This is a genomic window from Mesorhizobium sp. B4-1-4, assembly GCF_006439395.2.
In the GTDB taxonomy this organism is placed as follows: Bacteria; Pseudomonadota; Alphaproteobacteria; order Rhizobiales; family Rhizobiaceae; genus Mesorhizobium.
In genome coordinates this window covers 5,656,832-5,669,005 of the sequence record NZ_CP083950.1, presented here as the reverse complement: position 1 = coordinate 5,669,005, position 12,174 = coordinate 5,656,832, and the positions used below count along the sequence as shown (strand labels likewise).

Here is a 12,174-nt window from a genome sequence, read left to right as displayed (position 1 = left end):
CGACGAGGTTTTGCGTTCCTTCTCACCATCGCTATGCCGAAGACTGGCTGAACCCGGGGCAAGCTCGTGACCGCCGAAGATCGCATCCGCGCCCTGCCCTGCTGGACTGGCAGCATCGAGATCGCTCCGCTGCCGGGTGGCCTGAGCAACGCCAACTTTGTCGTCACGGACACGACCGGCAAACATGTCGTGCGCTTCGGCCAGGACTATCCATTCCACCACGTCTTCCGCGAGCGCGAGGTGATGACCGCGCGGGCAGCGCATGCCGCCGGTTTCGCGCCGGCGGTCCGCTATGCGGAACCGGGGATCATGGTGACGGCGTTTCTCGGCGCCAAGACCTATCTGGCCGAGGACGTGCGTGCCAATCTTGGCCGGGTCGCGGCCCTGATGCGCGGCTTCCACCGTGAGATGCCAAACCATATCTCCGGCGCCGGCTTCATGTTCTGGGTGTTCCACGTCATCCGCGACTACGCCCGCACGCTTGAGGAAGGCGGCAGCCGCAAGCGTGGCGACCTGCCGCGGTTCCTGGCGCTGGCCGACGAGCTGGAGCGGGCACAGAAGTTGTTGCCGATCGTCTTTGGCCATAATGATCTTTTGCCGGCTAATATTCTTGACGACGGCAGCCGGCTGTGGCTGATCGATTTCGAATATGCCGGCTTCAACACGGCGATGTTCGACCTTGCCGGCGTCGCCTCGAACGCGGGCATGAGCGACGAGGAATCTTTTGCTTTCCTGACCGCCTATTTCATGAAGGAACCGGACGAGGCGATCCGCCGCTCGCACGCTGCCATGCAATGCGCCTCGCTGCTGCGCGAGGCGATGTGGAGCATGGTGTCGGAACTCTATCTCGACGCACCGGGTATCGACTACGTCGCCTACACCGAGGAAAACCTGGTGCGGCTCGACGCGGCGCTGGAAAACTACCGGACAAAATACGGGATTCTGAAATCATGACCTTGCCTAGCCAGGCCGCGATCGTCGTCATCGGCGGCGGCATCATCGGCTGTTCGACGGCCTATCATCTGGCGCGCGACCACAAGGCCGACGTGGTGCTGCTCGAACAGGGCAAGCTGACCTCGGGCTCGACCTGGCATGCCGCCGGTCTGGTCGGGCAATTGCGCTCGTCGGCATCGATCACCCGAGTGCTCAAATACTCGGTCGACCTCTACAAGGGGCTGGAGGCCGAAACCGGGCTTGCCACCGGCTGGAAGATGACCGGCTGCCTGCGGCTCGCCACCAATGCCGACCGCTGGACCGAGTACAAAAGGCTGGCGACGACGGCGAAAAGTTTCGGCATGGATATGCAGTTGCTGTCGCCGGCGGAGGTCAAGGCGATGTGGCCGCTGATGGAGACCGGCGACCTTGTCGGCGCCTCCTGGCTGCCGACCGACGGCCAGGCGAGCCCCTCCGACATCACGCAGTCGCTGGCCAAGGGCGCGCGCATGCATGGCGCCAAACTCTACGAGGATGTGCGCGTCACCGGCTTCGAGATGAAGGACGGCCGCATCACGGCGGTGAAGACCAATCAGGGCGACATCGCCTGCGACAAGGTGGTGAACTGCGCCGGGCAATGGGCTCGGCAGGTCGGCGCCATGGCGGGCATCAACGTGCCGCTGCAGCCGGTGAAGCACCAGTACATCATCACCGAGAAGATCGAGGGGCTGGCGACCGACGCGCCGACGCTGCGCGACCCAGACCGGCGCACCTATTTCAAGGAAGAGGTCGGCGGGCTGGTGATGGGCGGCTATGAGCCGAACCCGCAGGCATGGACGACCGATTTCGCCGGGGGCGACGTGCCCAATGACTGGCAATTCCGGCTGTTCGACGATGATTACGATCATTTCGAGCAGCACATGACGCAGGCGATCGCGCGCGTGCCGGCGCTGGAAACCGTCGGCGTCAAGCAGATGATCAACGGGCCGGAAAGCTTCACGCCGGACGGCAATTTCATCCTCGGCGTGGCGCCCGAATGCGCCAACATGTTCGTCGGCGCCGGCTTCAATGCCTTCGGCATCGCTTCGGGCGGTGGCGCCGGCTGGGTGCTGGCGCAGTGGGTGGTCGACGGCGAGGCGCCGCTCGACCTGTGGGTGGTCGACATCAGGCGTTTTTCCAGCCTGCACCGGGACCGGCAGTGGGTGTGCGAGCGCACGCTGGAAGCCTATGGCAAGCACTACACGATCGGCTTTCCACACGAGGAGTATGCCAGCGGCCGGCCGCGCATCGTCTCGCCGCTTTACGACAGGCTGAAGGAGCAGCGCGCCGTGTTCGGCTCGAAGCTCGGCTGGGAACGGCCGAACTGGTTCGCGCCGAATGGCGTCGAGCCCAAGGACATCTATTCGATGGGGCGCCAGAACTGGTTCGCGGCGGTTGGCGACGAACACCGGCATGTGCGCGAGCAAGTCGGCATTTTCGACCAGTCCTCCTTCGCCAAATACGAGTTGAGCGGGCCCGATGCGGCCAAGGCGCTGGACTGGATCTGCGCCAACGATGTCAGCAAGCCCACCGGAAGGCTGATCTATACGCAACTTCTCAACACGCGCGGCGGCATCGAGGCTGACCTGACGGTGGCGCGGTTGGCCGAGGAAAAATTCTACATCGTCACGGGCACCGGTTTTCGCACCCATGATGCCTCATGGATCAGCGACCATATCGGCGAGGGCCTCAATGCCAGGCTGACCGATGTCACCGAGGATTTCGGCACGCTGTCGCTGATGGGGCCGCGCGCACGCGACGTGCTTGCGGCCGTCACCGTGGCCGATGTATCGAATGCCGGCTTCCCGTTCGGCCATGTGCGCGAGATCGCAATCGCCGGCCAAATCGTGCGGGCGCTGCGCGTCACCTATGTCGGCGAGCTCGGCTGGGAACTGCACGTGCCGATCGCGGCGACAGGCGAAGTCTTCGACGCGCTGATGGCGGCGGGCAAGAAACACGGCATCCGCCCAGTCGGCTATCGGGCGCTGGAATCGCTGCGGCTGGAAAAGGGCTACCGCGCCTGGGGCTCCGACATCACCCCCAACGACACGCCGCAGGAAGCCGGCCTCGGCTGGGCGGTCAAGCTGCGCAAGAACACCGATTTCGTCGGACGGCGCGCGCTCGAGAAAGTTGGCGGCGCACCCTTGAAGAAGCGTTTTGCCGGCTTCACGGTTGATGATCCGGAGATCGTGCTGCTCGGGCGCGAGACCATCCTGCGCAATGGCGAGCCGGTCGGCTATCTCACCAGCGGCGGCTATGGCTACACGATCGGCAGGAATATCGGCTACGGCTATGTGCGCAACGCCGATGGCGTCAGCGACGACTTCCTCATCTCGGGCGGCTATGAGCTGGTGGTCGCGATGGAGCGGACGCCGGCCAAAATCCATCTCGAGCCGATGTACGATCCGACAGCGGAGAGGGTGAAAGCTTAGTTCACCCGCAGGGCGAGACCACGGCTCGGCACGGTATCCGCCTCGCCAGGCATCGAGACGTAGGGGCGCGTTTCTTCAACGCGGGTGACGAGGCCTTGCGCCTCGAGTTCGGCGATGCGTGCGGCAAAACCCTGGTCCCAAAGCGTGTTCTTGACCGTCAGCACGATCACCCCGTCGGGCCGGCAGATGCGGATCAGTTCGTCCAGCCCCTCGGCGCCGACATGGCCCGAGGTGAACACGCCGGCCGAGATGATCCCCGCATAGGCATGATCGGCGAAAGGCAGCCGACCGCCGAGCGCCAGGCAATGCAGGGCCGAATAGACGCCCTTGCGCGCGGCCTGGTCCAGCATGCCTTGCGAGATGTCGAGCGCCTCGACCTGGGGATAGCCTGTTATGTCAAGCCATTCGCCGATCAGCCCGGTGCCTGCCCCGGCATCGAGCAGCGGGGCTGAGCCGCGTGGCAGATGACGGGCGAGCAACGCAAGGCAGATGGTCGGATGGCGGTAGCCGGCAGCCGACATGTCGGCGTCGTAGGTTTGTGACCAGCGATCATAGAGTGCCGCCACCTCTTCCGGGCGCTTGGCCGCGTAGACCGCGCCGAGCGCGCCCTGATGTTTGCTGTCCGCCACGTACTCACCAATCCCTTGAGGGATGATAGCCAAACGGCGAAAATTGTGGAACCGTTGCCGCGAAGAAATAACGGCGTGGGGCGCAGCCATGGCGACAGACGAGGCGCGGGCAACACTTGACGCCATTCCGGTGCTGGCCGGCTATACCGGGTCGCTGGACCGGCTTGGCGGCCTCACCAACCTCGTCTTCAGGGCCGGTGACTACTGCCTGCGCATCCCCGGCAAAGGCACCCAGGAATACATCAACCGCGCCAATGAAGCGGTAGCGGCGCGCGCCGCGGCAAAGGCCGGCGTCAGCCCGGAAGTGCTCTATGTCGACGCCGACACCGGCGTGATGGTGACGCGCTTCATCGCCGGGGCCGAGACGATGTCGCCGGAGAAATTCAGGGAACGGCCGGGCAGTCCGGCCCGCGCCGGCGAAGCCTTCCGCAAGCTGCACACATCGGGCGCCGTGTTCCCCTTCCGCTTCGAACTGTTCGCGATGATCGACGACTATCTCAAGGTGCTTTCGACCAAGGACGTCGCCCTGCCCGCGGGCTATCACGACGTGGTGCGGGAGGCGGAGAGCGTGCGCTCCGCCCTCGCCGCCCATCCGTTGCCGCTCGTCGCCTGCCATTGCGATCCGCTGTGCGAGAATTTTCTCGATACGGGCGACAGGATGTGGATCGTCGACTGGGAATATTCGGGAATGAATGATCCGCTGTGGGATCTCGGCGATCTCAGCGTGGAAGGCAAATTCGATGCCTTCCAGGATGAAGAGATGATGCGCGCCTATTTCGGTGGCGAGGCGAGACCTGCGGAACACGGCCGTATCATCATCTACAAGGCGATGTGCGACTTGCTGTGGACACTGTGGGGGCTGATCCAGCTTGCCAACAACAACCCGGTCGACGATTTCCGCGCCTATGCCGACAGCCGCTTCGCGCGCTGCAGGGCGCTGATGGAGACGCCGGAGTTTTCACGGCACCTGGCCGTGATACGCTTGGGTTAGGCACCAGAATCCGGGCTTTAATTGACGCCCTTCGGCACATTTTCGGGTGGCACCGTGGTGTCGACCACCTTCTGGCGGTGGAAGATGAACAGGCCGGCCAGCACGATGATGCCGGAGCCGATCAGGATGCGCGGGCCGGGAATATCGCCGAAGAACACCAGTCCAAACACCACTGCCCAAAGGAGCAGCGTGTAGTGCAGCGGCGCCAGCGTCGAGGCCGGCGCCAGTTTCAGCGCCCGCGTGATCATCAGATGCGCGCCGCAGGAAACGATGCCGAGCAGCAGCATGGCGCCGACGTCGAGCGCCGAAGGTGTGCGCCAAGCGCCGATGGTCAGGACGCTGCCGACCAGCAGCGTACCGATCGTCTGCCATGTCACCAGATTGGTGTCGCTGGTGCCGCGCAGCCGCCGGTTGAGGATGATGGCGAAGGCGAAGGCGATGCTGCCGGCAAGCGCGAAGCCCGACGACAAGGAGAACGCGGCAGAGGATGGCTTCAGCATGATCACCACGCCGCAGAAGCCAAGCAGGATCGCCAGCCAGCGGCGCCAGCCGACCTTTTCGCCAAGCAGCAGGTGCGAGAGTGCCGCGACATAGATCGGCCCGGCCATATAGAAACTCATGACATCAGCCAGCGGCAGATAGACGACAGCGGCATAGAAGAGCGCGGTGTCGAGCGTGGTCATGACGACACGCAATATCTGCAGTTCGGGCCGCTCCATGCGAAACAGCTTGGCGGTGCCCTGATGGGCGATCATCGGACCCAGCACGAAGAAGGCGCCGATCGAACGGATCAGCACCACCTGGCCAACGGAGAAGCTGGCGACCAGCCACTTGCCCATCGCATCGTTCAGCGCGAACAGGAAGTCGCCGGCCAGCATCAACAAAATGCCGGCCAGAAGCACGTTCCTGATTGTGGAATTCTGCGCCACGGGCTGCGTCATGCCGATCCCGATTCCTCTCATGCGAAGCTGCGTCGTAGACGGAAGCAGGGGCTTTGACGAGGAGAATCCGGGAAATCGCGGGACCAGAACCGGGAATCGGCTGGGCCTAGGTGGCTTTGTGCCTGCGGTTGACCGCCGCTGGCCTCCCCTCGATCGAAAGCCTGGTATCCTGCCTCGTGCGCTCCGCCACCACCTTGCCCCTGGCGATGACGCAAATGCGCTCGGCACGCAGACGCAGGGCCTCGATCGGATTGCCGGCGTCAAGGATGACGAGGCTGGCGCGCTTGCCGACCGCGAGGCCGAGATGGTCGAGCCCCATGATGGCGGCGTTGACGTTGGTGACCATGTCGAAGCAGCGCGCCATGTCGGCCGGGCTCGACATCTGGGCGACATGCAGGCCCATGAAGGCGACGTCGAGCATGTCGGCGGTGCCCAGCGAATACCAGGGGTCGAGCACGCAATCCTGGCCCCAGCCGACGCGGATGCCGAGCGCCTGCATCTCCTTGACCCGGGTCAGGCCACGGCGTTTCGGGAAGGTGTCGTGGCGGCCCTGCAGCATGATGTTGATCAGCGGATTGGGGATGGCAGAGACGCCGGCTTCCGCGATCAGCGGCAAAAGCTTCGAAACGTAATAATTGTCCATCGAATGCATCGAGGTGAGGTGCGAGCCGGCCACCCTGCCCTGCAGCCTCAACCGCTGCGTCTCATAGGCCAATTGCTCGATTTGGCGCGAGAGCGGGTCGTCGGTCTCGTCGCAATGCAGGTCGACCATCAGGCCGCGCTTGGCCGCGATCTCGCAGAGCTCCGTCACCGAGCGCGTGCCGTCGGCCATGGTGCGCTCGAAATGCGGAATGCCGCCAACGACGTCGACGCCCATGTCGAGCGCACGGATGGTGTTCTGGCGTGCCGTCGGCGAGCGATAGAAGCCATCCTGAGGAAACGCCACCAATTGCAGGTCGATGTAAGGAGCGACCGTTTTCTTGACGTCGAGCAGAGCCTCGACCGCCAGCAGCCGGTCGTCGCAGACATCGACATGGGTGCGGATGGCGAGCAGCCCCATCGACACCGCCCAGTCGCAATAGGCGAGCGCGCGGTCGCGCACCGCCTCATGCGTCAAAAGCGGCTTCAGTTCGCCCCACAGCGAAATGCCTTCGAGCAGCGTGCCCGACGCGTTGATGCGCGGAATGCCATAGGAGAGCGTCGCGTCCATATGGAAGTGCGGATCGACGAAGGGCGGCGACACCAGATTGCCACGGGCGTCGATTTCGGCCCGGGCGGAACCCTCCAGCCTGGGCTCGATCGCCGCGATCGTCTCGCCGCTGATGCCGAGATCGGCAATCCTGCCATCCGGCAGCGTGCCGCCACGAACGATAAGGTCGAAGTCCATCTGTCGTCATCCCGCTTCAAGAATCACTTTTCCATCGTGTCCCAAAAGACAACATGCCGCAGCGGTTTCTTTCCAGAAGCCGCCAATGGTTCCATCCGGCCGCAACTCCCTCTATAAGCCGCCTTCGACATCCCGGCATCAAGGATCAGCCGTTGTTTCGTTTCTTCCGTTCGACGGAGAACCAGCGCCTCGTGGCGAGGCTGCTCAGGGAATCGTTCCGGCAGCACAGGGCCGGCTACGGCGCAGCTATTCTTTCGATGCTGCTGGTGGCCGGCATGACGGCTGCCAGCGCTTGGATCCTGCGCGAAATCACCAATGAATTCGTGATCGACAAAAGAATCGAGCGCGTCAACATGATCGCCATGGCGGTCGCCGCGATCTTCATCGTCAAGGGCATCGCCAATTTCGTCCAGGCCTATTTCATGAGCCGGGTCGGCAACGCCATCATCGCCGAGCGGCAGCGCAATATTTACGACCGCATCCTGGCGCAAGGCATCGAATTCTACCATTCGACCTCGTCGTCGGACCTGATCACCCGCATGACCAACAATGCCCAGGCGGCGCGCAACGTGCTCGACCTCATCGTCACCTCCTATGTGCGCGATCTGGTGACTCTGGCTGCCTTGATCGGGGTCATGGTCTGGCAGCAGCCGGCGCTGTCGCTGATCTGCTTCGTCGTCGGTCCGCTGGCCATCTACGGCGTCAACGGCATCCTGAAACGCGTGCGCAAGTTCGCGGCCATGGAATTCCGCTCGGTCGGCCAGATCGTGCAGGTGATGCAGGAAACCGCGATCGGCGTGCGCGTGGTGAAATCGTTCAATCTCGAAGGCCTGATGCGCAAGCGCATGTACAGGGCGGTCTCGGACGTCGAGGACCGTGCCAACAACGTCGCCACGCTGGAGGCGATCACCAGTCCCGTGATGGAAACACTGGCCGGCCTGGCCATCGCCGGCGCCGTGCTGGTCAGCGGCTTGCTGGTGCTGCAGGGCGGCCAGACGCCGGGCGGCATCATGGCCTTCATCGCGGCACTGCTGCTGGCCTATGAGCCGGCAAAGCGCCTGGCGCGCGTGCGCATCGCATTGGAAAGCGGCATTGTCGGCGTGCGCATGATGTTCCAGCTGGCCGACGAGCCGCTGACGCTGGCCGAAAAGCCGGATGCAACGCCGCTTAGGGCCGGACCGGGCGAAATCCGGTTCGACGCCGTCAGCTTCGCCTATCAGAGTGGCCCGCCGGTGCTCGACCGGTTCGACCTGACCTTCGCGCCCGGCAAGATGACGGCGTTGGTCGGGCCTTCCGGCGGCGGCAAGTCGACGATCCTGAACCTGATCATGCGCATGTACGACCCGAAGAGCGGCAAGGTGCTGTTCGACGGGCAGGATATTTCCCATGCAACGCTCGCATCGCTCAGGGAAAAGATCGCCTATGTCAGCCAGGACACGTTCCTGTTTGCCGGAACGATCATGCACAACATTCGGCTCGGGCGGCAGGGCGCGACCGACGACGAGGTGATTGCCGCGGCCAAGGCGGCCAATGCCCACGACTTCATCATCACGCAGGCGAAGGGTTACGAGACCGATGTCGGCGAGAATGGCGGTCTGCTGTCGGGCGGCCAGCGCCAGCGCATCTCGATCGCACGCGCCATGCTGCGCAACGCCGAAATCCTGCTGCTGGACGAGGCGACCAGCGCGCTCGACGCCGAATCGGAAGCCCTGTTCCGCGACGCGCTGCAGCAATTGACGGAAGGGCGCACGACCATCGTCATCGCGCACCGCCTGTCGACCGTGCACCAGGCCGACACGATCGTGGTGCTGGAAGCCGGCAAGGTGGTGGAGAACGGCCCACACAAGACACTGCTCAGCCAGGGCGGGCTCTACCAAAAGCTTTATGAGTATCAGTTGATGCCGTGAATGTGGAGCAGCGCAAGCCGAGGACAGTCCTGCAGAGTTTGTGCTGCCCCTCATTGTCCTGCCGGACATTTCTCCCCGTATAGGGACGGGGAGAAAGAGGTCGGCACCAACGGCTTCGCCCAATTTGTCGTTGTTGCAAGAATGCTAAGAGGTTGCCGCCAGCCCCTTCTCCCCGTCGCTATACGGGGAGAAGATGCCGGCAGGCAGATGAGGGGCAGCGCCGACGTGACCGGCAACGAGCATAGTTGAAGCCGCTCACGGAGCGCAGCTGTCGCCGCGTCGTCAAACTCCCCTCCCGGATCTTACTCCGGGACGACCCGCACCGCGCCCTTGTCGGCGCTGGTGGCGAAGGCGGCGTAGGCGCGTAGCGCGGTGGTCACCTTGCGCTTGCGCTTTTCCTCGGGCTTCCAGGCGTCCGCGCCCTTGGCCGCCATCGCCGCGCGGCGCGTTTCCAGTTCGGCGTCGCTGATGGCGAGGCGGATGGTGCGGTTGGGAATGTCGATCTCGATCGTGTCGCCCTCCCTCACCAGCCCGATCGTGCCGCCCTCGGCGGCTTCCGGCGAGACATGGCCGATCGACAGGCCCGACGTGCCGCCGGAGAAGCGGCCGTCGGTGACCAGCGCGCAGGCCTTGCCGAGGCCCTTCGACTTCAGATAGCTGGTCGGGTAGAGCATTTCCTGCATGCCGGGGCCGCCACGCGGTCCCTCGTAGCGGATGACGACAACGTCGCCAGCCTTGATCTCGTTGGAGAGGATGGCCTTGACCGAGGCGTCCTGGCTCTCGAACACCCGCGCCGGACCGGTGAACTTCAGGATCGACTCGTCGACGCCGGCCGTCTTCACGATACAGCCGTCGAGCGCCAGATTGCCCTTCAGCACGGCAAGGCCGCCGTCCTTGGAGAACGGTGTCTCGGCCGAGCGGATGACACCCTTCTCGCGATCAAGATCGAGATCGTCCCAGCGGCGGTCCTGGCTGAAAGCGACCTGTGTCGGCACGCCGCCGGGAGCGGCGAGGAAGAAATCGCGTACGTTCTGGCTGGTGGTGCGGGAAATGTCCCAGCGGTCGAGCGCCTCGCCGAGGCTAGCCGTGTGCACGGTCGGCAGGTCGCGATTGATCAGCCCGGCATTGTCGAGCTGGCCGAGGATCGCCATGATGCCGCCGGCGCGATGAACGTCTTCCATGTGGACGTCCGACTTGGCCGGCGCGACCTTGCACAGCACCGGAACCCGACGCGACAGCCGGTCGATGTCCTCCATGGTGAAGTCGACCTCGCCCTCGTGGGCGGCGGCCAGGATGTGCAGCACGGTGTTGGTCGAGCCGCCCATGGCGATGTCGAGGGTCATGGCGTTCTCGAAGGCACCCTTCGAGGCAATGCTGCGCGGCAGCGCTGTCTCGTCATCCTGCTCGTAATAGCGCTGGGCGAGATCGACGACGAGGTGACCCGCCTCCACGAACAACCGCTTGCGATCGGCGTGCGTCGCCAAGGTCGAGCCGTTGCCGGGCAGCGACAGGCCAAGCGCCTCGGTCAGGCAGTTCATCGAATTGGCGGTGAACATGCCCGAGCAGGAGCCGCAGGTCGGGCAGGCCGAGCGCTCGATGACCTTGACGTCCTCGTCGGAGATCTTGTCGTCGGCGGCCGCAACCATAGCGTCGACCAGATCGAGCGCCTGCGCCTTGCCGGCCAGCACCACCTTGCCGGCTTCCATCGGGCCGCCGGAGACGAAGACAGTCGGGATGTTCAGGCGCAGCGAGGCCATCAGCATGCCGGGCGTGATCTTGTCGCAATTGGAGATGCAGACCATGGCGTCGGCGCAGTGCGCGTTGACCATGTATTCGACCGAATCGGCGATCAATTCGCGCGACGGCAGCGAATAGAGCATGCCGTCATGGCCCATGGCGATGCCGTCATCGACGGCGATGGTGTTGAATTCCTTGGCGACGCCGCCGGCCTTCTCGATCTCGCGCGCGACCAGCTGGCCGAGGTCCTTCAGATGGACATGGCCCGGCACGAACTGGGTGAAGGAGTTGACCACCGCGATAATCGGCTTGCCGAAATCAGAGTCCTTCATGCCGGTGGCGCGCCAGAGGCCGCGGGCGCCGGCCATATTGCGGCCATGGGTGGTGGTGCGGGAGCGATAGGCAGGCATGACTCTTCCTTGGCTGGCCGGCTGCGCTCGATGCGGAGCGTGGCGGCGCTGAATTCGGACCGCAGGCGTTATAGACTCGCAAATATGGTCTGGCCACATTTTTGCAATGCGCCAGATTTTCCTGGAAAATTCGAGGGCTCCCGAAAAAAATGCATGCGGTTGTCGGATCAGGTGCCGCAAAGGCGTCCTTGGGACGGACGGCAGGAATGGCACCATTCTCGGAGTCAGCCGTTTCACTACAACAGCAGAGCAACCGAGGAGTGCACCATGCAAAAGATTACCACCTTCCTGTGGTTCGACGGTGAGGCCGAAGAGGCCATGAACCACTATGTGTCCATTTTCAAGAATTCGAAGGTGCTGAGCGTCACGCGCTGGCCCCAGGGCCACGCCTCGGAAGGCAAGGTGCTGGTGGCCTCGTTCGAGCTCGACGGCGTGCAATTCCAGGCGCTCAACGGCGGCCCGCAATACAAGTTCACCGAGGCCATGTCGCTGTCGATCGACTGCAAGACGCAGGAAGAGGTAGATCATTTCTGGACCAGGCTCACCGAAGGCGGCGGCGAACCTGGACGCTGCAGCTGGCTGAAGGACAGATTCGGCGTTTCCTGGCAGGTCGTGCCCGAGCAGCTGCCGAAGTTGCTCCAGGACCCCGACAGGGCCAAGGCAGGCCGGGTGATGTCGGCGATGATGCAGATGGGCAAGATCGACATCGCCAAGATCGAAGAGGCGGCGAAGGGCTGAGCGAACGCCCTGAGCTTGCGAAGGGCGGGC

Annotated in this window: 9 protein-coding genes; 5 read left to right on the top strand and 4 right to left on the bottom strand. The window is 64.0% G+C overall.

The features are described 5' to 3' along the window. Positions 1 to 66 precede the first annotated feature (66 nt). Together FJW03_RS27235 and FJW03_RS27230 are read left to right on the top strand one after the other, a co-directional pair. A complete protein-coding gene (locus FJW03_RS27235) occupies positions 67 to 954 on the top strand; it encodes a phosphotransferase family protein (protein WP_140766762.1) in 888 nt (295 codons plus the stop codon). Continuing rightward, the gene (locus FJW03_RS27230) at positions 951 to 3,404 is read left to right on the top strand and encodes a GcvT family protein (RefSeq protein WP_140766761.1); all 2,454 of its coding nucleotides are present in this window, start codon (positions 951 to 953) and stop codon (positions 3,402 to 3,404) included. Before FJW03_RS27235 ends, FJW03_RS27230 begins: the two co-directional genes overlap by 4 nt. Here FJW03_RS27230 and FJW03_RS27225 read toward each other — a convergent pair. Next, positions 3,401 to 4,033: a class I SAM-dependent DNA methyltransferase gene (locus FJW03_RS27225; RefSeq protein WP_140691086.1), complete on the bottom strand. Its 633-nt coding sequence runs from the start codon at positions 4,031 to 4,033 to the stop codon at positions 3,401 to 3,403. The two genes, FJW03_RS27230 and FJW03_RS27225, sit on opposite strands and share 4 nt — an antisense overlap. An 88-nt stretch (positions 4,034 to 4,121) precedes the next feature. On the opposite strand from FJW03_RS27225, the gene FJW03_RS27220 reads away from it, so the two are divergent. Beyond that, positions 4,122 to 5,024: a phosphotransferase family protein gene (locus FJW03_RS27220; RefSeq protein WP_140766760.1), complete on the top strand. Its 903-nt coding sequence runs from the start codon at positions 4,122 to 4,124 to the stop codon at positions 5,022 to 5,024. A gap of 17 nt (positions 5,025 to 5,041) precedes the next feature. On the opposite strand, the gene FJW03_RS27215 is transcribed toward FJW03_RS27220, so the two are convergent. Continuing rightward, complete coding sequence (locus FJW03_RS27215; RefSeq protein WP_140766759.1) at positions 5,042 to 5,965, bottom strand: DMT family transporter; 924 nt, start codon at positions 5,963 to 5,965, stop codon at positions 5,042 to 5,044. Between the two features lie 106 nt (positions 5,966 to 6,071). Further along, on the bottom strand, positions 6,072 to 7,352 hold the full coding sequence (locus tag FJW03_RS27210) for an amidohydrolase family protein (protein WP_140766758.1): 1,281 nt from the start codon (positions 7,350 to 7,352) through the stop codon (positions 6,072 to 6,074). A 152-nt stretch (positions 7,353 to 7,504) separates the two neighbouring features. On the opposite strand from FJW03_RS27210, the gene FJW03_RS27205 reads away from it, so the two are divergent. Then, on the top strand, positions 7,505 to 9,259 hold the full coding sequence (locus FJW03_RS27205) for an ABC transporter ATP-binding protein (protein WP_140766757.1): 1,755 nt from the start codon (positions 7,505 to 7,507) through the stop codon (positions 9,257 to 9,259). 302 nt (positions 9,260 to 9,561) lie between these two features. Here FJW03_RS27205 and ilvD read toward each other — a convergent pair whose 3' ends face one another. Continuing rightward, positions 9,562 to 11,406, bottom strand: coding sequence for a dihydroxy-acid dehydratase (gene ilvD / locus FJW03_RS27200; protein ID WP_140766756.1), 1,845 nt, complete (start codon positions 11,404 to 11,406; stop codon positions 9,562 to 9,564). Between the two features lie 267 nt (positions 11,407 to 11,673). Here ilvD and FJW03_RS27195 point away from each other — a divergent pair, with 267 nt between their 5' ends. Then, positions 11,674 to 12,144: a VOC family protein gene (locus tag FJW03_RS27195; protein ID WP_140766755.1), complete on the top strand. Its 471-nt coding sequence runs from the start codon at positions 11,674 to 11,676 to the stop codon at positions 12,142 to 12,144. Positions 12,145 to 12,174 lie beyond the last annotated feature (30 nt).

What these genes read in the sequence shown, in the direction of transcription:
- FJW03_RS27215 (WP_140766759.1), bottom strand. Translation starts at nt 5,965, where the DNA reads ATGACGCAGCCCGTGGCGCAGAATTCCACAATCAGGAACGTGCTTCTG.
- ilvD (WP_140766756.1), bottom strand. Translation starts at nt 11,406, where the DNA reads ATGCCTGCCTATCGCTCCCGCACCACCACCCATGGCCGCAATATGGCC.
- FJW03_RS27230 (WP_140766761.1), top strand. Translation starts at nt 951, where the DNA reads ATGACCTTGCCTAGCCAGGCCGCGATCGTCGTCATCGGCGGCGGCATC.
- FJW03_RS27220 (WP_140766760.1), top strand. Translation starts at nt 4,122, where the DNA reads ATGGCGACAGACGAGGCGCGGGCAACACTTGACGCCATTCCGGTGCTG.
- FJW03_RS27210 (WP_140766758.1), bottom strand. Translation starts at nt 7,352, where the DNA reads ATGGACTTCGACCTTATCGTTCGTGGCGGCACGCTGCCGGATGGCAGG.
- FJW03_RS27195 (WP_140766755.1), top strand. Translation starts at nt 11,674, where the DNA reads ATGCAAAAGATTACCACCTTCCTGTGGTTCGACGGTGAGGCCGAAGAG.